Raw genomic sequence first — 19,918 nt, 5'->3', positions numbered from 1 at the left:
GAGACAAAGGAGACAAGAAAGAAGGGGGAGACAAGGGAGAGATTTTCAATAATTCCTCCTTGTCCCCCTTGTCTCCCCTGCTCCCCTGCTCCCCTGCTCCCCTGCCACCCTGCCCCCTCTGCTCCCCAACATTTTCAGGACAATTAATTATGTCAATTGAATTTATTGGATTGATTCGGACAAAACCGACTTCGGAATTAAATAGTGCATCAGGTAGTCTGGGCGATGACATCATTGATACAGCTTATGTTCGTGAATTTGCCAAAGCCCATGAAGAAGGAGGCTTTGACAAAGTATTGATTGGCTATAGTTCTAGTAGCCCTGATGGTTTGACTGTTGCTAGTTTCGCTGCTTCAGCAACTGAGCGATTGGGCTTTTTAATTGCTCATCGTCCGGGTTTTGTTGCACCAACTTTGGCAGCTCGCAAAGCAGCTACTCTTGACCATTTTACCAACGGTCGGATTGCAATACATATCATTACTGGTGGTAGTGATGCTGACCAGCAGAAAGATGGCGACTGGCTAGATCATGACAACCGTTACCGTCGCACCGATGAATATTTAGAAATTGTTCGTCGTGTCTGGACAAGCGATACTCCCTTTGATTACGAAGGTGAATTTTACCGCATCAAGGGTGCTTTCTCTGCGCTCAAGCCGCTGCAAAAGCCCCACATCCCACTTTACTTTGGTGGTGCATCTGGGCCAGCCGTACAGGTAGGAGCCAAACACAGTAATGTCTACGCCTTGTGGGGTGAGCCAATTGCCGCAGTTAAAGAACGAATTGCAGAGGTGCGTGCTGCCTTACCATCCGATCGTTCCATTCGCTTTAGCGTCTCCCTACGACCGATTCTTGGTGCTACAGAACAACAGGCTTGGGAGAAAGCACATAGCATTTTAGCGCGAATTCAAGAGTTGCGAGGAGGCGCAAAATTAGCTGCCCCAGCTAGACCACAGGCGGTAGGATCGCAACGTCTGCTGGATTTTGCAGCTAAAAATGAGATTTACGATAAGCGTCTATGGACACCGATCGCAGCAGCTACTGGTGCGGCAGGTAACACCACAGCCCTAGTGGGTACACCAGAACAAGTAGCAGAGGCTCTGGTTGATTATTACGATGCAGGTGTGACTACTTTGTTGATCCGGGGCTTTGATCCTTTAGAGGATGCGATCGCTTATGGGCGTGATGTCATACCTTTAGTACGTGCGGAAGTCGCGCGACGAGAACGGCAAACAGTCGGAGTCGGGGTTTAGCGTTTGTTGCGCTCGCATAGCGTACCGAAGGTAATCGCATCCCAAAATAGCCTATTTGCGTTTTTTAGTTTTAACACTTAGCCTTAACTAAATTGTATTGCCTCTAATTCTTCCCTTACAGATAAAGGCTGATACCCCAATGCAAAAGCTTTGGAACTATTCAAAGAAACATCTGTTGGTCTAGGGGCTGCCATTTTTACATCTTGTTGTCGGCAGAATTTGAGCTTAGTGGCGGGAAGTTGAAATACTTCTACTAATATCTGTCCAAAATCATAACGTGAAATCCGCTCTTTGCCACCTAAGTGAATGATACCATTAATTTTTTCTAATGCTAATAAAAGTCCTTTGGCGGCAGATGTTCCACTTACTGGTGTACGAAATTCATCTATAAATAAGCTTAGTTCTTTTTCGGCTTGTAAAGTTTGAAGAAATGGCTGAATAAAGCTTTTAGCTGTGGGTGTTGCTGCACCAAACATCAACGGCATTCGACACACTGCGGTCATGGGATACCTTTTTAACATATCTGCTTCTGCGATCGCTTTTTGCTCACCGTAAAGATTGATAGGACACACGGCATCTGTTTCTCGATATGGAGCATTTAAACCATCAAAAACTAAATCGGTTGAGGTAAAAGCACAAGGAATAAAATTATCCGCGCAAAGTCCGGCAATATTGCAGGATGCCATAACATTAATTGCGTGCGATTCTTCGGGGTGGTTTTGACAAAAATTTGGTTGCGAATGTGCAGCAGTATGAATAACTGCTGCTGGTTTTACATCGTTAAAGATACGTTTCAATTCCTGAAAGTTTGTTAGGTTCGCTTTTAAAATTTTCATTCCCGGAATCTCTAAAGGATGGGATAAATAAGTGCCATAAATATCCCATTCTTGTTTGGCAAGCTGGCAAATATGCCATCCTAAAAAACCACTTGCTCCAGTGATTAACAATTTTTTCATTTTTTATTTAAAGCTAAAGTTTATATCTGATAATTAATTTATTTGTAAATGTATTAATTTGTAGTTTTATAGCGATCGCAATTACTCCAAAATTCTTTCTGTAATTTATTGTGTAGCTGATATATCTTAATAACCCAAGTTGCTAGTTATCAACAAGTGCCTTTACAAAGAAAGGCAGGGGGCAGGAGGCAGGAGGCAGGAGGGAATGAGTGTTAATAAAAACCGGAGGCGGAGCAACTCCTGCTCCGCTTTAGTTCTGGGTCTAAAGCCCAGTTTAAACAAATAATTATACCGAGACTGCTTGCAGCGTTAGCGTAGCGGCACGAAGTGCGGTATAAAACATCCTTGCTTCAATCCCACTCTTTTAAGTGTGGGTTCCTCCTGCCTCCTGCCTTCGACCTCCTGCCTCCTAAATTAAGTACAACATTTTATTTTTTAGTATTTAGCAGTACTTAAAAACTGGCTTTTTGTATCAACTATAATACAGTTTATGGACAGTTAATACAGCTGGTGAGAGATAAAGCGACAAAACAAAAGGTATCATACTATACCTGTATAATTTAACGGTTTAACTCAATTTTGACTTGTCTTTTATTTTAAAGTAATAGATCTTACATTTTGTACCGGACGATTAAAACCGCTGCTACAGAGGGTATGCACAGGAATATAATGGACTTGGACTTTAATTTTATGCCCAGTAATGATTACAAAATACTATTGCAGTAATTCTTGAAACTGCTTTTCACTACGCACTTTGCTAAAGTCTGGGTCAGTTTTTGCTAATTTCTTGTATTTATCAGGAACAAGCTTGATTGCTTTGTCTAGGTTCTCAATTGCTAATTTCAGATTGCTTTGTAAAGCATAAGAGCAAGCTTTGTTGTAATATGCTTGGTGCAAATCTTGCTTGATAGCGATCGCTCTATCATAAGATGCAATAGCATCTTTGTAGCGGTGCAGCTTTGTCAGAGCAATGCCTCGGTTAATTAAGGCTTCATATTTGTCGGGTTTGATGGCGATCGCTCTATTATAAGATACAAGAGCATCTTGGTAGCGTTGCAACGATGTTAGGGCGATGCCACGATTATACCAAGCTTCATATTTGTCGGGTTTGATGGCGATCGCTCTATCGTAAGATGAAAAAGCGTCTTGATAGCGTTGCAACGATGTCAAGGCGATGCCACGGTTAATCCAAGCTTCAGGACTCTCAACTTTGATGGCGATCGCTTTATCATAAGCTTTTATGGCATCTTCATAATTTTGTCTATCTAATAAATTATTACCTTGATGAAAAAAATCTTCTGCTTTTTGCGTAGCCTTTGCTTCTATGAAAAGTTGGGTTACATTGCTTTCTTGGACAACCTGTGTAGTATTTTCCGCCGATGAGTTTGCCCCATTACTACAGCCAAATGTTAAGAAAGCTATTAAGCCAGATGCAAGGAAGCAGTGCTTAAAAACCATGCTGTACCTACAAAAATTATTAGATGGTATTAAAATTCGTTAGTTTTTTGAGTATTATTAAAATACACTAGTTTTTACCCATTAATTTATTTATATTTTTTTCATAAAGAGTCTTGTTGACCATGCATAAAACTTTATTAAAAGCAAGCGTGTATGATACTATCATAGTAAATACACATAAAGCAATTACTTAAAACTTACTTTACTCAAAAAACAATTATTTGCGTAGCTGTTATCCGCACTTCTCTACGAGACGCAGCACGTAGCTTGCTTCCACAAAGTGGTACGGCAAGCTCATTGACTATCGTCAACATTGCACTCGTGTAGTAATTCACTCTGATGAAAAGCTTCTTTAATCCGCCAATGCCGACGGTATAAATCAGCCAGGATTGCAGGGGTAAGGACAGAAGTAATATCAAAATAATTAATTTTTCTAACCTTTATCTCTATTAATTGATTTTGTTTTTTGCTTACAAATAAAATCAAAAATTAATTCTACATTTTTGATAAATTGTATAAATAATTTATATTAAATACATGGCAGTTTATAGGTTTTCTATTACTGAAAAACTTAGTAATAGAAAATATTTTCATAGTAATTGCTAGTGGCTTATTAATGCTATGAGATAAGTTTTGGCAGGCATTAAATTTGTATATTTTGGATTAATTATTTTCTATTAAGGATCTAAAAATATGTCTGTTTTCTCCCCTGATGGTCGGACAAAAGTTAGCAACACGACAACTTTTCCGTTTAGTGCTATAGGAAAGATGAGAATACATTGGAAAGGGCCAGATGGGGTTATTGATACTGCTGATGATATTATCGTCAACGGTTCTGGTGCTATGATTGACCCCTACCATTTTTTAACAGCAGGACACTGTGTGTATGACACAAGATATGGGGGTTGGGCAGATAAAATTGAGGTGATGCTTGGTTCTAAAGGAAATATCATTGCTGGTACAAACCGAGCTGACTATGAATACTATAGTGAAGCCAAATCTGTTTATACACATTCTTTTGAAGGATGGACTCAAGGAGATCAAACTAAAAGTGAAACTTTTCAATACGATATAGGATTGGTTACTCTTGACCGCAATATTGGAAACTTCACTGGCTGGTTTAACTATGGATACGACGATAATCTCGGCAGTGGAACTTTAATGAATGTCACTGGATATCCTTCTGATAAGTTTGATTCCAACAGCGATGGCAAATGGGATAACTATGATATGTGGACTCAGAGTGGAAAAATCACAAGTACAACTGACTCAATCTTGCGTAGTAATGAGCTAGATATTCTACCTGGAAATAGTGGAGGCCCTCTCTGGCTTAATAAGTCCAACACAAATGAACCGACTATTTATGGAGTAGCTTCAAATGAGACAACCACCAACCAAACTCAGCTTTACAACGAATTCGCTCGAATTACAAGCACTCGATATAACGAGATTCAAAACTGGATTGACGAAGACACTACCACCCGCAAACCCACTGACAAAGCTGATTTAGTAGATTCTGACGTGTGGTTTAACACCACTCTTGGAAGTTTTAGTAATAAAACTATCCAATATGGGGAAAATTTCAGCATCACAGTCTATCCTCGCAACAATGGTACAGCTGCAACAGGCACTTTCTCAGTTTCTTTTTACGCTTCTACTGATGCCAATGTCACTAATAATATTGGTTCTCATTACTTAATTGGTAATACAACTATTTCTTCGATTAATCCATTCAATTCGGGAACAGCCATTTGGAGTGGTGCGTTTCCTAATATCCCAATTGGAAATTACTACGTTATTTCATTTATAGATCCAACTAATTTAATCCAAGAGTTTGATGAGAGTCTAACCAGTAACCAAAAGGTATTTAGAACTTTACTCACTGTTACCAATAGTACGCCCCCTTCGACAGGTCCGAACGTTTCATCAACCGTTAGCTCTCCTTTATCAGCCAATGAAGAAAATCTTACTTTAACAGGTACAGATAATATTAATGAGATTGGTAACTCTTTTAATAATGATATTACCAGTAATAGTGGTAATAAAAAGCTAAATGGTGGAAATAGCAATGACATCCTTATAGGAGGAAGTAGTAACGATACTTTAGTTGGAGGTTTAGGTAACGATACCCTAACGGGAGGAACTGGATCTGATATTTTTACTATTAATACCCCTTCTGAGGGTATTGATAACATTACAGATTTTTCGTCCTTAGATGACACGATTTATATTTCTAAAATAGGGTTTGGAGGTGGACTTAGTGAGGGTATACTTCAAGCCACGCAATTTTTTATCGGTTCAGTAGCACAAAATAGCAGCGATCGCTTTATCTACAACAATAATACAGGAGGTTTGTTTTTTGATGCTGATGGTACAGGCTCATCTGGTCAAATCCAAGTTGCTCAACTAGCAATAGGTCTAGCCATGACTAATACAGATATTTTCGTGATTGCCTAAATAATCCAAAACTTATACTTGGAGTTTAGTATGGGTTAAATAATTAATGTCCAATTTAAATAATTAATGCTCACCTCTCAAATCCTATTCGAGAAAGGATTTTAGTCAATGATACTAATTCTTTAAATTGGACAATAAATCTTTAATGTACAACACCTGACTCAATCAGTCTATCGAATAATTTATTTTCCAGAAATCGCTTTAAAACAAGTTATTGGTTTATAGCACAAACTGTAAAGTTACCGGGAGCATTTCTTGGATTCGCAATATACAAACTCCTTTCGTTAGGGTTTACAGTTACTACATCGTTAGTCACACCTGGGTACAGGGTTGGATCGCTTCCTCCAGATACGTCTTTCGCTACGTCAAAAACAATAGGAGTTGGAACACTCCATCTTAAGTTAGCAGCACATCCTTGGGTACTAAAATTTCCGCTTGACCGAGCTTTTTGACCTGCTTGAGGTGCGGCTTCACTTGTTATGCAGGCACAAGTATTTGGTGGACTTTGAGCAAGGACAGGAATCGGGGGTTGGATCGCGGCTGATAAAGCTGTAAAAGAGAAAATTGCCGTCAGTAATTGATTAAACTTCATAGAAAAATACTTTTGGATAATTGACAGGTTTTTAGGTTGTTATTAGTAACCTGATTACAGTGTAATACGTACTGTATAATTTAAAAATCAACCTTAAGATTAAAATGACTTCAGTGTTAATCTCGCTATAGGCGTAGTCCAGCTTCACTCATTAGGAGGATGCCAATTTAAGGGATTGCTATAAAGCCAGCAAATATTGTCAAAAGCGAAGGTATATTTCTCAATAGACTTAAGCTTTTGAAATTAATATAAGTCAGAGGGTTACAGGACGGAGCTAAAATGCTTTGCCTACGGCCTATATTGCGTCCAAAAAATGATATTTTTACACAGAGTTAAAGTTCAATTATTAACCACTATAAAGTTGTATTTTGGGTAAATTTGTATTTATGCCTGGAAGGATTAGTGATGTTTGTGCCTTAAATTATGCATACATTGTTTTTGACTTTTCACAAAAATCAAAAACAATGTATGCGTTGGTAATAATATACTCTGTCTGTGCAACGCTTAATTAATGCCAAACACTGATTCGACAGTTGACTTAATCGAATCCCGTGCATCTTTCAAAGTTTGGCTAATAGGATGTTTCGCCTGCAAAAATGCCCGCGCACAATTGCGTCCCGGCATTCCCGAAATTGAACCACCTGGATGAGTACCTGCACCAGTCAAAAATAAATTATCAATTGCTGTTTTGTAATTGGCTATTTCTGGTAAGGGACGGAAAAATATCATCTGATCTAGGGTCATGTCAACATGGTAATAATTACCTTTGTACGCACCTAATCTTTCTCCTAGTTCGGCTGGACTTTCTACCCGACGGGCGATAGTTGCATCTTTGACATTGGGTGCATAGTCTGCCAATTTATCAATCACCCTATCTGCAACTTTGTTTTTCAATTCATCCGTCCAACCAGTACCTTTTAAACCAGTACCTTCTGCACCAGCAATTTGATAAGGGGCAAAAAACTCAATCCATAAAGTGTGCTTACCTGGTGGTGCTAATGTGGGATCTAAATAACTAGGCAGCACCAAATACATCGATGGGTCAGCATCAGGAATTTCTCCTAAAGTACATTTACTGTGAGCCTGTTCTACATGAGCCACAGAATCAGCAATCAAGATAGAACCGACGAGATATTCGTCTTTGTGAGCGTGGTGTGGAAAGCGTAGTGGTTCGTCTAAAGCTAAATCTATCTTGAGGATAGTTTCGTTGTTGTTAACGATGCGGCGTTCTAATCTTTCCCATAAATTTGGGTCGGCTGCATTAACATCGCTTTTTTCTGTCATTTGTAAGAACAACCGCTTGGCATCAATATTAGAAATAACCCCGTGTTTAGCGCGATATTCTTTACCACCAGCAACCCGCACGCCTACAGCTTTTCCATCATCAACTAAAACTTTTTCAACATGCTGGTCTGTAAGAATAACGCCACCTTTACTTGTGACTAAATTCACCAAAGCTTGCACAAGTGCGCCTGTTCCGCCGCGAGGTCTGGCCATGCCTGGATTATGACGCATTGCCATCATAATTGCACCTATGGCAAGGGTTTTTTGTGATGGCGGCGCACCAAGTTCTGATGCTAGTCTAGCTAGTGGCGCTTTCAGAAATTCTTCATCAAACCACTCGTTAAGTAAATCCTCAGCGCTGGTTAACATCGTGCGAATAAAGTCCAGCGTTTTGTTAGGGGAACCAATAACTGAAACTAAATCTTTCAGTTTGGTGATGTCGTAGTTACCAAGGATATCTAAAACTGATTTTGGCGGTGCATTAAACATGGGAATCATTGCACCTAGCGATCGCTGCCAAAAGTTTACAAATTCTGCGTATTTTTTAGCATCACGTTCATTGTAACGGGCGATTTCTGCACAAGTCTTTTCCACTGACTTATGTCCTAAGAAATACTTGCCATCAGGATGAGGACAGAAAACAACTGGATCGCACTCCAAATAATGCAAGCCGTATTTTTCTAATTCTAATTCTTGAACAACTGGCCCTAAATGAATAAATTCATGGTCAATAGCACACAAATTGAATTTAAATCCAGGAGCTTCTTGCGGTAAGCATTCTTCAGTTGTTGCGGCGCCACCTGGTACAGAACGCTTTTCTAGTAACAGAACGCTATAACCAGCTTTTAACAAATAAGCTGCACAAACTAGCCCATTGTGCCCAGCACCGATCAGCACAACATCATACTCTTGCATAGTTGTCATTTTGAAATTAAGTATCTTTTAAAAGCTTATAAAACTTTTCAAAAATTAACATCACTCCTCAGTCACAAAAATTATCCTTAACTATTGTCAATACTACTAAAGAGATAGTTCAGTAATTGATGATGGTATTTGCTTCATTTGAGTTTCTACCAGAAGTATTAAACTACCCTTTTCTACTTTTATATCTTTAATCTTGAACGCCATATCTTCCCATTTAAAAGATGGTATATTCATCAATTCTTTGACTTTCTGCATTAATGCTGTAACTAATTCTACTGAAACACCCTCTCCCTCAGTGCAGTTAAAACCCTCCAGCATCGCGGGTTGTGAATGAGTCCGTGGGCAAAACACCGCAGTGTAAGCTAAAGGGCGAGTCTTTCCTTTTTCCTTTAACAGCACTCTTCCTTTACATTCTATTTTGCCATCACCAGGTAAAAATACCTGAATTTGTTGCGGCTCAAAACTGACAATCTCGCCATCTACATCCAAATCATAATTTGGCATCCGACTGCGAACAAAGTCTGATGCCAAAGTGCGGTTCATATCCACTTCAGTAAGTACAATCCGAGCAATGGCATTTACAGCCTCATTGAGTTCTATTTGACCAAAAAGAGCACTGAAGGGATTGATGTCAATACTATCTGTTTGCAGTTTTATTTCCTGTACACGAATGTCTTCTTTAATCACTAATCCTTGACCTGCAACCGCAACTCCATCCGCTTGTCCTTGAAGTATTTTTAACAGATCGGTTTTTACATCTATTTCTATTTGTTCTACTTCATCTAGCTGATTGGATATTTGTTTTTCAGCTTCTTGGGATAGAAATTGTTCTTCTAACCGATGTTCATTAGGCATGAATTACTAATTCTCCTAAATGTCCTCTTACTATTTACTGTAAAAGCTAAATACTAATAAGCGGATCTATATTACGATATATGCAAATATATGCAAATTGGAGGATTAAGTAATTAAGTAAAAAGTATTGTTTGTCTTTTGAGTTTTACTTTTTTAGTAACAACCATTTTTACACCGCTGCTAGGGACAATTGTAATTCCACGACGGACTGGATGTACAGGACGTTTATCAGCAAGGCTTAATTCAAAATGCGATAATATTATGGCTGTTACTAATTTTAGTTCATACATAGAAAATGCGGCACCAATACAACCGCGATAACCTCCACCGAAAGGTAAATATTCGTAAGGTGAAAATTTTTGGTAGAGGAATCTTTCTGGACGAAACTTTTCTGGTTCTGGGTAAGTGTCCGTTCGGCGATGTGCTAAATAAATACAGGGAACTAAAACTGTTTCTGATGTAAATTTATTCCCCATAATTTCCACTCTATCTTTTACCATTCGCGGTGTGCAAATTAAAGCAATAGGATGAATTCGCAGTGTTTCTTGACAGACGGTGGTGAGGTAAGGTAATTGTGTAATTTGTTCAGGATTTGTAAGATTGTCCAAGGTATTTAGTTCTTGCATTAGCCGATGTTTAACCTCTGGATGAGAGTGAATTAAGTAAAATATCCAGGCTAATACACCAGATGTAGTTTCGTAACCCAGTAGCAATAATGAAACTAGTTGATCGCGTAATTCCTCATCTGTCATCTGTTGCCTATTTATGTCATGCGCTGACATCAGCAGAGTGAGAATATCTGTACGCGCAGCATCTTTTTGGCAACGTCTTTCAGAAATTTCTGCATAGATGAGTTTGTCAATTTGCTCTCGTCTTTTTAAGAAAATTCCCCAAGGACTCCATGCGCCTAAATCTTTTTGCAGCAAAGGAAAGAAAAACAAGCTGGAATACCAAGGTTTAGTTACGTCTTCTAATAAAGAACTCAATTGTTCTTTTAATTGTTGGTAACGCACACCATGAGTAATCCCAAATACCACTTGCAAGATAATTTCTAAAGTGATATTTAACATTAATTTGTGTATACAAATATCTGTACCTGATGTCCAAGTTTGTGTAAGCTCTTCAGTAATTTGGCAAATTGTTTGTCCATAAGACTTTAAATTCTCGCCATGAAATGCTGGGAGTAATAGCTGCCGTTGTTGTTGGTGCGATCGCGCTTCTTGAAATACAATAGAATTCTCTCCAAACAAGGGTTTAAATACGTGGGTTGCTTTCTTAAAATCTAACTTGTGTGCAGAGATGGCAAAACAATCGCTAATTGCTTGGGGATGGCTAAAAAATACTATTGGTGGCGACTTTAGACCCATTACCCGCATTGTGAAAATGCCACCATACTTGGCAGCATAATTTTCTAAAGTTTTTGTGGGTTTAGCAATTAATTGCAGAGTTTGCAGCAAAGCTGGTGTGCTGAGACTATTAAGTGTTTTCATTGTTTATTCCATACCTTTATAATTTAATAAGCTGCAAATAGTTCAATACGCTTGAGGTCAACCTTGATTTTCCTTAACTTCCTTTTTAAAGAGAGAATTATCGCAAGCCTTTTTAATAGTTTGGCGGGATATTTGGGATTTAATGTACCACTAAGTTAACCATTATGGCAAATCATTACTATTAAGTTTACAAAGATAATAATATTTTTTCTGATTTGTAGAGGTATTTATAAAAAAAATACTTAAGTATATTAAAATACATCTCATAAAATTACGTCTTTTGGTGATATTAAAATTTATTGTATTGGTGTACGCAATCAACCTTGAAATCTATTTTTTTTACACTTGTAGTGTATTAAAATCCCCCATAAACCTCCTTAAAAGAGGACTAGAGGGGATTATTTAAAAGCATTGAAAATCTATCTAAATATATTAAATGTTGTAAGTTTGTTGAACGCAACCATCAAACCCCCCAGCATCAAATAGTGGTTGTCTGTAGAATGGGAGACTTCACCTGACGTTGACTCGTGACAACCATCTCAATCGGACGATCTAAGTCTGTCAACAAACCACGGCGCTTAGGTCGCACTTCACCTTTATTAACTAGTTCTAATGCCTTACTAGAAAGAAGAAAAAGCTAAAGCAACTAAATTGTTTACCAAATATGAGGCAGTAAACTCTGAACGAGAAATGTATTTGACTTTATACAATGAGGCTAAAGCAGAACTTAAACATGAGCGTCGTTCCAAAGCTAACATTAAAGGATGGAAAACTCGCAAGAAAGCCGAGAATGAAAAACTAAAACGAGAAATTGCCCAGATGTTGTGCTATTGCGTGACTTTTTAGCAAGTGCTGCATCTTCCCAAACAATCTATAACACAGAATAAGTCTCAATCAAATCAGGGTTTGGCAGACACTAATATGATAAATGGTAAATATAATTTTAATAATATTGAAAAATTGACAGTTTTTTTAAAACCTGATGTTGGAGAAATGTTTCCCAATTCGGAAGCTGTAAATGAAGCTTTACGTTTTCTAATTAGAGTTACAAGTAAAAATCGTTGAAGCATTTTATCAACTGTATAGAAAAATATCTTTTTTCTATACAGTTGAGCATCTTTTTTTTCTCATACTGCTAACTAATAAGGCGTAACACCATCAGAGAGCGATCTGTAACTGGTACAGTTTGAGAGTCTGAAACTAATTTTCCCCGATCTAAAAAGCGAGGTTCATTAGTGTCAATTACTATCTCCCATACCTTGTCTTTAAAGTCATCGGGTAAAGCAAACTCGATTAACTCGTAGTGAGCGTTAAAAAATAGCAGAAAACTTTCATCAATAATCCTCTCACCACGATCACCTGGAGTAGCAATTCCCTGCCCATTAAAAAAAATCTCCATTACTTTGGCATAGCTAATAAGCCACTGCTTCTCAGTCATTTCACTGCCATCAGAATTAAACCAAGCAATATCATTAATACCTAAACCGTGAATGGGGCGACCTTGAAACCACTTACGTCGTCGGAATACTGGATGTTGATGGCGAAAATTAATCAGTTCACGTGTAAAATCTAATAAATCTGCGTTCGCTTTATGCAAATCCCAATGCCGCCAGGAAATTTCATTGTCTTGGCAGTAGACATTATTATTTCCCATTTGACTACAGCCAATTTCATCCCCCTCTAATAGCATTGGGACACCTTGAGAAAGCATTAGGGTTGCTAAAAAGTTTCGTCGTTGACGTTCGCGCAAACGCATTACTTCTGGATCGCCGGTTTCGCCTTCTGCACCACAATTCCAGGATCTATTATGGCTTTCACCATCTCTACTGTCTTCCCCGTTTGCCTCGTTATGCTTTTCGTTGTAGCTGACCAAATCATTTAACGTGAAACCATCATGAGCAGTTATGAAATTAACACTTGCATTTGGGTTGCGCCCATTTGTTTGATAGAGGTCAGGGCTACCTGTAAAACAGTAGGCAAATTGTCCTAAACTATCATCTACACCACGCCAAAAATCTCTGACTGTATCCCGATATCTACCATTCCACTCAGACCAACGCAGTGGAAAGTTTCCGACTTGATAGCCACCTTCTCCTAAGTCCCAAGGTTCAGCAATCAGCTTCACATCTGCCAAGATTGGGTCTTGATGAATAATATCAAAGAAAGCTGATAGGCTATCTACTTCATATAATTCCCGCGCCAGCGCCGAGGCCAAATCAAAGCGGAAGCCATCTACATGCATTTCTGTTACCCAATAGCGCAGGCTATCCATGATTAACTTCAAAACTTGAGCATGACGCACATTCAGAGAGTTACCGCAGCCTGTAAAGTCCATGTAGTAGCGAGGGTCATCCTTTACCAAACGGTAATATACAGAATTATCAATACCTCGCAAAGATAGCGTTGGGCCGAAATGATTTCCTTCGCCAGTGTGGTTGTAGACTACATCTAAAATCACTTCAATTCCGGCAAAATGTAATGCCTTGACCATTTGCTTGAATTCAGTGACTTGTTCTCCCTCAGTCCCAATAGCACTGTAACTAGAATAAGGGGCAAAATAATTGATGGAATCGTAGCCCCAGTAATTGCTTAATCCTTTTCCTTCTAAATGTCCTGGATGAGATAGAAAATGATGTACTGGCATCAACTCAACTGCTGTAATTCCTAATTGCAGTAAGTGTTGAATTGCAGCAGGATGCGCCAAACCGGCATAAGTGCCGCGCAACTCTTCTGGAATAGCTGGATGTAGTTTAGTAAAACCTTTGACGTGAGTTTCATAAATAACAGTTCTATACCAAGGTGTAGCAAGCAGTTTATCGCCTTCCCAATCAAAAGATTGATCGACCACAATACATTTGGGCATTATTTTGGCATCATCTAGTTCAGAAAAAACTAAGTCTTTTTCCTCAGCGTCTAGAGAGTAGCCAAAGACAGCTGGATCGTTGCTAAATTCACCGTCAATTGCCTTAGCGTAGGGGTCAATTAATAATTTGTTTGGATTAAATCGATGACCAACTTCCGGTGCCCACATCCCATGTACTCTAAACCCATACTTTTGACCTGGGCCAACTCCTGGTAAGTAACCATGCCAAACAAAATTGTTTTTTTCTGTCAAAGGTATGCGAATTTCTTCGTCATCGTTATCAAATAAACAAAGCTCTACCGCTGTTGCATTTTCCGAAAACAAAGCAAAGTTTGTTCCTTTACCATCCCAAGTTGCACCTAAAGGATATACATTCCCCGGCCATAAAGCTAGATACATAATTAAATCTTGAACAAGTTTTTCGGCAAATTAATTATTGATGATTTTCGAATTTTTTGAATAATTAGTTAAATTTTAAAGTTACTAATAATTCGTTCAAATGACTAACAACATTACAATTTAACTTCTAAATAATATTATTTGCTCTATCATTAGTAAGAAAAATATCTATTCCTTAAGTTGGAAAAATTAATGTAGGGGCAACAGGCTGAAGGAAAACTGCCCTGTCTGCGACACGCCGCGCAATCTGCTTCGGTAAAGCGATGCCTACAGCAGGTTGCACCAAAGCTAAAAAGCAAGGCTTCAAAACACTCACTGTTGCGTCATCTTCCCACAAGGTACGGCTGTTTACATGGTTCCAAATCATCCGGGGTCGAATTCCCTTCTGCCTTCTTCAAATGCATTTGCTCTAGAGTTTAACACATAATCAATTGACAAATAGTCTCATCGGATCTGTAGAAATATGACAACGTGTCTTTTGACACGATTTTACTATTACAGCCAAAATACTACGTAGTGACTGTTTTGACTTAGTGTGAAAGAGAACGTGAAAAAAGATTTTTTGTTGCTAACAGTTGCTTTACCGAGTTTACTGATAGCGTCTCCTAGTTATGCTGTTGAAAGTGAAATTGAGCAGAGAAATACTAATAAATCAATCGAAGTCATTTCAGATATTCCGAGTTTGGGTGAAATTGAACTACCCGCCACTAATGCCAAATTCTTATCTCAACAATCTGTACCAAATGAAGTTAATCCAGAAGAAACTCAGCCAGAAACAGAGCAAACTCCGAGCGATGATGCAGACATTACTATAGAAACGATCGCAGAACCAGATAATCTACCCCAATCTACTCCAACTTACGTCATTGATAAAGAAGAAATTCAAAAGCAGGGCGCTACCAGTTTAGCCGATATTTTGAAAAGAATGCCTGGTTTTGCAATCAATGATGTCGGTCATGGTGCAGATACTCACACAGGTACATACTATCGGGGAGCCTCAATTAATCAGTCTGTATTTCTAATTAATGGCAGACCAATTAATAATAATGTCAACACTTATCATGGTGGAACTGATTTAAATAGTATTCCTGTAGAGGCGATTGAGCGAGTAGAATTATATAGTGGTACAGCCTCCGCTTTATATGGTTCCTCAGCCTTTGGGGGAGTTGTGAATATTATCACCAAAGAAGGTTATGGCAAACCTAAATTGAGTGGTAGTGCAGAATTTGGCTCATTAAATTTAAATAATCAACAAGTGACTTATGGTGGTTCATCTGATAAGGTAAAGTACAACTTTAGCTTTGAAAGATTCTTTACAGATAACCGTTACCCAGTTCCTGTAGGTGCAGCAAATCGTGATGAGAAGGGATTTTTATCAAATGCAGATACAGCTACAAGTACATACTTTGGTAGCATTGGACTAGATTTAGATCAAAAAAATTCTTTGAATTTAGATGTTACTAAACTCAGCAGTCGTCGCGGCTTAATTTATTTTGGGTTTCCTCTGCAAAGAGATAGATTAGACCACGATGGTTTAAATATTGGCTTATTTTGGAAAACTCGGCTAGGTAATGGCGAAAGCTCTAATATTACAACCTCAATTGGTTATAACCAAGATTATTTCAGCACTTATGGCCCTACAGGATCATTTTACCGTACAGGCGCTTTAGATACACAACAACTTACAACTAGGGTAGATCATGAGTGGAAAATTACAGCCAATAATAAATTGCGCTGGGGATTAGATTTGAAAAATACTGATTTAACAGGTGATGTTTTGAGTACAAATCCTAGTACTATTGCCAATAACGAAACTGAAAATAGAAGTTTGTTTAATGCAGCTTTATTCGCTGTCAATACTTGGAATATTAGCGATAATTTTCTGATAGATTTAGGACTAAGGCAAAGCTTTGATAGCCAGTTTGGAAATTATCTCAACCCTAGTGTTGGTTTACGTTATGCTGTCACACCAACAGTAGCAGTGCGTGGAAGTTGGGCAGGGGGACAACGCAATCCTGGGTTGGATCAGTTGTATGTTTATGATACAGTTCATGGTTGGCAACCTAATCCTGATTTAAGCCCAGAAATTGGCTCAACTTGGACTGCGGGAGTGGATGTTAATTTTTCTCAAAATCTGATTGGACAGTTTACTTACTTTGGTAGTAGTATAGGCGATCGCTTGGGAGTCATCGCTGGAAAATGGGCAAATATTGGATTAGTAGATACCAATGGTTTAGAAGCTGCATTGCAATTAAAAATTGCGGCTGGTTGGTCAACTTTCCTCAACTATACTTATACAGATTCCCAAATAAAAACAGGGACAGAGAAAGGTTTGCAATTAGGTTTGATTCCTTATTCTGTACTTCAAACTGGTGTGGGTTATCAAAATTCAGGTTGGCAAGCTAACTTATATGTTACCTACAATAGTGGCGCTCGCAGATCCATCTTCGCTAACCCTGGTGACAAGCCCACAGATTTTGCACCGTCTTTTGTGAATTTAGATTTGAGTGGGCGTATACCTCTAACTAGCAATTTAGGACTGACAGTTTACTTAGAAAATCTGCTCGGTGAGCAATATGAGCGAGTTAATCGCATATATAGTCCTGGATTTACTTTTCGTGTGGGTTTAAGCGCCAATTTTTAGGGATTCAATGTAGAGATTTTATCATTGCAAAGTCTCTACATTCTTATGTCTTTTCACATAATTTGGAAAACCTCACTTTCTTATAAGGATAGAATGTTAGGTTTCACAGCATTTTTTTTGGTAAATACGACGCACCGCTGTACAACATAGTGCGTTAAGCTAAAGGCATAATGACCGTACTTAAAATTTACTTTTAATCTAAAATCTCAAATCTAAAATTGCTATGAGAGCCAGAATTGAAAATAAAATACTTTTTATTCACCACGAAGATTTGCCAGAATTTAAGAAGGGTGGTTCAGTGGTGAGAAACTCTTACTTTTGGGCACTACGTTCAATAGCTGGTCAAGCTTCACGTTATCGTGATTGGGAATACGAACCGGAGGTTTGGCTAGCGCTTTCACGAATGCTTTTATCTTTTGCTGAATCGGGATATTTAGGTATTAGAGAAACTTTACTAGAGTTTCCCTTATCTCAAGGAGAAATTCCTAATTTGTTGCGAGATGTTTCCACTTGGGAGTAGGGATGTATAGCTGTTATTGTTGTTAAAAAACCCTGTATCGGTTTCTGGTTGAAAATTATTAAAATTAGAGAGATCAAGCGATTGCTAGAGACCACGACTTGCTGATATAGAAGTGGGAGTAACAATCCTTGCAAAACGGCTAAATCTTTGGTAGCAGCAATTGCAAGTAAATGGGGCGCTAAACAAAGTGAAGCATTTTGGACTCCCTGGTTAAAAGTGCGGGATGTTGAAGTGAATATTGAAGTGGATGTTGAAACTGAAGCAACACCAGCCTTAAGGTATGAAAAATGGCTGTGCGATCGCATTATCGCTCGAATTCCAGGAGGTGAATCGTGACAACTGGTGAAATTCATTTAGAGTTACTGCTAGGTAAACCAGTATTAGACTCAACTGGCAAAGCCATCGGACGCATTGAGGAAGTACGCGCCGAACAACAAGGCGAAGAATGGATTATTAAGGAATATCTTATCGGTTATGCTGCGGTGTTAGAACGGTTATCTGCTTGGACAATTGGGTTAAAAATTTTGCATTTTCTGGGGGCGCAGAAAATTTACGGTGGTTATACAGTACCTTGGGATAAGCTAGATTTGACTGACCCTGATAAGCCGTGTTTGTGTTGCAGTCTAGATGCATTAAAGTCATTAGACGAGCAGCCACAGGATACAAAGTAATTTGGTTTGGAAAAGGCGAAGTATGATGTCACCAAGTTGTAAAACGTTGTAAATGTTAAACTTTTTAGGTCGCCTGCACCCTCTTTTAATTAAATTTAGTAATGTTAAGTTTTTTATTTTATTAATAAATTGGCATTCAGCATGATGTTAATTTTGCTAAACTTCTCTAAAAGCTTTCATAAAATCTTTTAATATTCAAATGCCAGAAGTTCAAGTTGGAGATATTAGCATCTACTACGAGGTGAAAGGCAGTGGTTATCCGCTACTCATGGTTATGGGTTTCAGCTTCAGCCTTTTAGATTGGGGAGATGTGTTTCCTGATGAACTGGCAAAACATTACCAAGTCATTCTGTTTGATAACCGCGATTGTGGACGTACAAAAAGCCAGTCAACAAATAACTACACTACTGCTGATATGGCAAATGATGCAGCAGGATTGCTTAATTCTCTAGGAATAGCACAAGCTCATGTTTTGGGATTGAGCATGGGTGGTATGATTGCTCAACAGTTTGCCTTGAGACATCCTAACAAGCTAAATAAATTGATATTGGCCTGCACAATGGCAGGTGGAGATTGTAGCGATTTCAACCCAAATAATCAAGGAGATTTATTGGATCTTCTTTTTCCACCATCATACTTAGCTATCTCTAATAATCGGCAAAAAGCAGAAGATTTTTTCACAAAAACCTCACCTTATCACAGCAAACAAGATGGTTTTGTAAGACAATTGGAGGCGCACCATGCTCATGATACATGTAATTTATTGCAAAACATTAAAGCACCTACCTTAATTATTACTGGAGATAGTGATTTGGTAATTCCTGCTGTCAATAGTAATATTTTAAATAACAAAATTTCTGGTTCAGAACTCAAAATTATTAAAGAAGGTGGACATGGGTTTGTTTATAGCCATGCTGCTGAATTTGCAAAAATTTCTACTGATTTTTTATCATAATTTAACTGCATGAAAATAAACATAGCGATCTGCAATACTAATCGCTAAAACCTGTGATTTCCGGTATTTTTAAACTAAGATTACAACTTATGATTTCATCTTTAAAGCTCTATTCCATGAAGCTTTATTCTATGTATTTTCATAGAGAATTGGGTCATTACTGATTAGATATATCCCTCTTTCAAGAAACACGAGCCGAAACCCTCATAAATAGAAGATTTTTAGATTTCGAGTGTTTCTTTCATTCGTAGCGGGTGGCGCGCCGCCACTGGGGCTGCTTCTAAGAAACAGAAATGTTTCTTTACATTTATTGGGAATGCGTAGACGCAAAGCGGCTTGTCGTTAGACATCGCTTTCCCCGGACGCTTTTGTCACTTTCCGGGAGGGCGATCGCTAAAAGCCCTATGAGGCAATCAATACAAGCTATACTATTAGAAAAAAATCCCTCTTGTATTTGTTATTAAGAAATGATCGCGCAATCGCTTGCTATACAAAAGCTTTAGATTTCAGAAATGGCAAAAGTTTTCCCAGAGTGACAGAAGCTGTTTACTGACGCGCTCGCTTCCGTTATGGATGGAAGAAACAAAATAAGACGCACCG

General features: G+C 38.4%; 16 protein-coding genes. 8 read left to right on the top strand and 8 right to left on the bottom strand.

All coding sequences use genetic code 11. The annotated features are described in order from the left end of the window. Positions 1-149: 149 nt before the first annotated feature. On the top strand, positions 150-1,250 hold the full coding sequence (locus V7K56_RS15535; protein ID WP_334911779.1) for an LLM class flavin-dependent oxidoreductase: 1,101 nt from the start codon (positions 150-152) through the stop codon (positions 1,248-1,250). An 83-nt stretch (positions 1,251-1,333) separates the two neighbouring features. Here the strand turns inward: V7K56_RS15535 and V7K56_RS15530 are convergent, their stop codons facing one another. Next, on the bottom strand, positions 1,334-2,206 hold the full coding sequence (locus V7K56_RS15530) for an SDR family oxidoreductase (protein ID WP_334911778.1): 873 nt from the start codon (positions 2,204-2,206) through the stop codon (positions 1,334-1,336). A gap of 714 nt (positions 2,207-2,920) precedes the next feature. Next, positions 2,921-3,664, bottom strand: a complete 744-nt coding sequence (locus tag V7K56_RS15525; protein WP_334911777.1) for a tetratricopeptide repeat protein — start codon at positions 3,662-3,664, stop codon at positions 2,921-2,923. 693 nt (positions 3,665-4,357) lie between these two features. On the opposite strand from V7K56_RS15525, the gene V7K56_RS15520 reads away from it, so the two are divergent. Continuing rightward, entirely contained in the window at positions 4,358-6,121 is a 1,764-nt protein-coding gene (locus tag V7K56_RS15520; RefSeq protein ID WP_334911776.1) for a trypsin-like serine protease, read from the top strand. A gap of 211 nt (positions 6,122-6,332) precedes the next feature. Here the strand turns inward: V7K56_RS15520 and V7K56_RS15515 are convergent, their stop codons facing one another. From V7K56_RS15515 to V7K56_RS15500, 4 genes are all read right to left on the bottom strand, one after another. After that, on the bottom strand, positions 6,333-6,713 hold the full coding sequence (locus V7K56_RS15515; protein ID WP_334911775.1) for a DeoR family transcriptional regulator: 381 nt from the start codon (positions 6,711-6,713) through the stop codon (positions 6,333-6,335). 504 nt (positions 6,714-7,217) lie between these two features. Then, a complete protein-coding gene (gene crtO / locus V7K56_RS15510) occupies positions 7,218-8,912 on the bottom strand; it encodes a beta-carotene ketolase CrtO (RefSeq protein WP_334911797.1) in 1,695 nt (564 codons plus the stop codon). A 105-nt stretch (positions 8,913-9,017) separates the two neighbouring features. After that, on the bottom strand, positions 9,018-9,776 hold the full coding sequence (locus V7K56_RS15505) for an LmeA family phospholipid-binding protein (protein ID WP_334911774.1): 759 nt from the start codon (positions 9,774-9,776) through the stop codon (positions 9,018-9,020). A 113-nt stretch (positions 9,777-9,889) separates the two neighbouring features. Beyond that, the gene (locus tag V7K56_RS15500) at positions 9,890-11,266 is read right to left on the bottom strand and encodes a cytochrome P450 (protein ID WP_334911773.1); all 1,377 of its coding nucleotides are present in this window, start codon (positions 11,264-11,266) and stop codon (positions 9,890-9,892) included. 696 nt (positions 11,267-11,962) lie between these two features. Between V7K56_RS15500 and V7K56_RS15495 the strand changes: the two genes are divergently transcribed. Then, complete coding sequence (locus V7K56_RS15495) at positions 11,963-12,112, top strand: hypothetical protein (RefSeq protein WP_334911772.1); 150 nt, start codon at positions 11,963-11,965, stop codon at positions 12,110-12,112. A gap of 289 nt (positions 12,113-12,401) precedes the next feature. Here the strand turns inward: V7K56_RS15495 and glgX are convergent, their stop codons facing one another. Together glgX and V7K56_RS15485 are read right to left on the bottom strand one after the other, a co-directional pair. Continuing rightward, positions 12,402-14,528 (bottom strand): glycogen debranching protein GlgX, encoded by a 2,127-nt coding sequence (glgX, locus tag V7K56_RS15490; RefSeq protein ID WP_334911771.1) that lies wholly within the window; start codon positions 14,526-14,528, stop codon positions 12,402-12,404. Positions 14,529-14,703: 175 nt separating this feature from the next. Then, positions 14,704-14,895, bottom strand: a complete 192-nt coding sequence (locus V7K56_RS15485) for a hypothetical protein (RefSeq protein WP_334911770.1) — start codon at positions 14,893-14,895, stop codon at positions 14,704-14,706. A 180-nt stretch (positions 14,896-15,075) separates the two neighbouring features. On the opposite strand from V7K56_RS15485, the gene V7K56_RS15480 reads away from it, so the two are divergent. The 5 genes from V7K56_RS15480 (at position 15,076) to V7K56_RS15460 (ending at position 19,318) form a co-directional block, all read left to right on the top strand. Next, positions 15,076-17,172 carry a TonB-dependent receptor plug domain-containing protein gene (locus V7K56_RS15480; RefSeq protein WP_334911769.1) on the top strand — a complete coding sequence of 699 codons (2,097 nt, stop codon included), beginning with the start codon at positions 15,076-15,078 and terminating at the stop codon, positions 17,170-17,172. Positions 17,173-17,395: 223 nt separating this feature from the next. After that, the gene (locus tag V7K56_RS15475; protein WP_194043762.1) at positions 17,396-17,692 is read left to right on the top strand and encodes a hypothetical protein; all 297 of its coding nucleotides are present in this window, start codon (positions 17,396-17,398) and stop codon (positions 17,690-17,692) included. Between the two features lie 147 nt (positions 17,693-17,839). Continuing rightward, on the top strand, positions 17,840-18,028 hold the full coding sequence (locus tag V7K56_RS15470; protein WP_334911768.1) for a hypothetical protein: 189 nt from the start codon (positions 17,840-17,842) through the stop codon (positions 18,026-18,028). Beyond that, a complete protein-coding gene (locus tag V7K56_RS15465) occupies positions 18,025-18,363 on the top strand; it encodes a hypothetical protein (protein WP_334911767.1) in 339 nt (112 codons plus the stop codon). The genes V7K56_RS15470 and V7K56_RS15465 overlap by 4 nt, the downstream gene beginning before the upstream one ends. A 199-nt stretch (positions 18,364-18,562) precedes the next feature. Further along, positions 18,563-19,318, top strand: coding sequence for an alpha/beta fold hydrolase (locus V7K56_RS15460; protein WP_334911766.1), 756 nt, complete (start codon positions 18,563-18,565; stop codon positions 19,316-19,318). Positions 19,319-19,918 lie beyond the last annotated feature (600 nt).

It is taken from the genome of Nostoc sp. (assembly GCF_036917535.1).
Classification (GTDB): domain Bacteria; phylum Cyanobacteriota; class Cyanobacteriia; order Cyanobacteriales; family Nostocaceae; genus Nostoc.
This window is presented reverse-complemented; position numbering and strand designations above follow the sequence as displayed.

Excerpts from the sequence above, each read along its gene's own strand:
- crtO (WP_334911797.1), bottom strand. The coding sequence starts at position 8,912 with ATGCAAGAGTATGATGTTGTGCTGATCGGTGCTGGGCACAATGGGCTA.
- V7K56_RS15485 (WP_334911770.1), bottom strand. The coding sequence starts at position 14,895 with ATGATTTGGAACCATGTAAACAGCCGTACCTTGTGGGAAGATGACGCA.
- glgX (WP_334911771.1), bottom strand. The coding sequence starts at position 14,528 with ATGTATCTAGCTTTATGGCCGGGGAATGTATATCCTTTAGGTGCAACT.
- V7K56_RS15500 (WP_334911773.1), bottom strand. The coding sequence starts at position 11,266 with ATGAAAACACTTAATAGTCTCAGCACACCAGCTTTGCTGCAAACTCTG.
- V7K56_RS15475 (WP_194043762.1), top strand. The coding sequence starts at position 17,396 with ATGAGAGCCAGAATTGAAAATAAAATACTTTTTATTCACCACGAAGAT.
- V7K56_RS15520 (WP_334911776.1), top strand. The coding sequence starts at position 4,358 with ATGTCTGTTTTCTCCCCTGATGGTCGGACAAAAGTTAGCAACACGACA.
- V7K56_RS15530 (WP_334911778.1), bottom strand. The coding sequence starts at position 2,206 with ATGAAAAAATTGTTAATCACTGGAGCAAGTGGTTTTTTAGGATGGCAT.
- V7K56_RS15460 (WP_334911766.1), top strand. The coding sequence starts at position 18,563 with ATGCCAGAAGTTCAAGTTGGAGATATTAGCATCTACTACGAGGTGAAA.
- V7K56_RS15525 (WP_334911777.1), bottom strand. The coding sequence starts at position 3,664 with ATGGTTTTTAAGCACTGCTTCCTTGCATCTGGCTTAATAGCTTTCTTA.
- V7K56_RS15515 (WP_334911775.1), bottom strand. The coding sequence starts at position 6,713 with ATGAAGTTTAATCAATTACTGACGGCAATTTTCTCTTTTACAGCTTTA.
- V7K56_RS15535 (WP_334911779.1), top strand. The coding sequence starts at position 150 with ATGTCAATTGAATTTATTGGATTGATTCGGACAAAACCGACTTCGGAA.
- V7K56_RS15505 (WP_334911774.1), bottom strand. The coding sequence starts at position 9,776 with ATGCCTAATGAACATCGGTTAGAAGAACAATTTCTATCCCAAGAAGCT.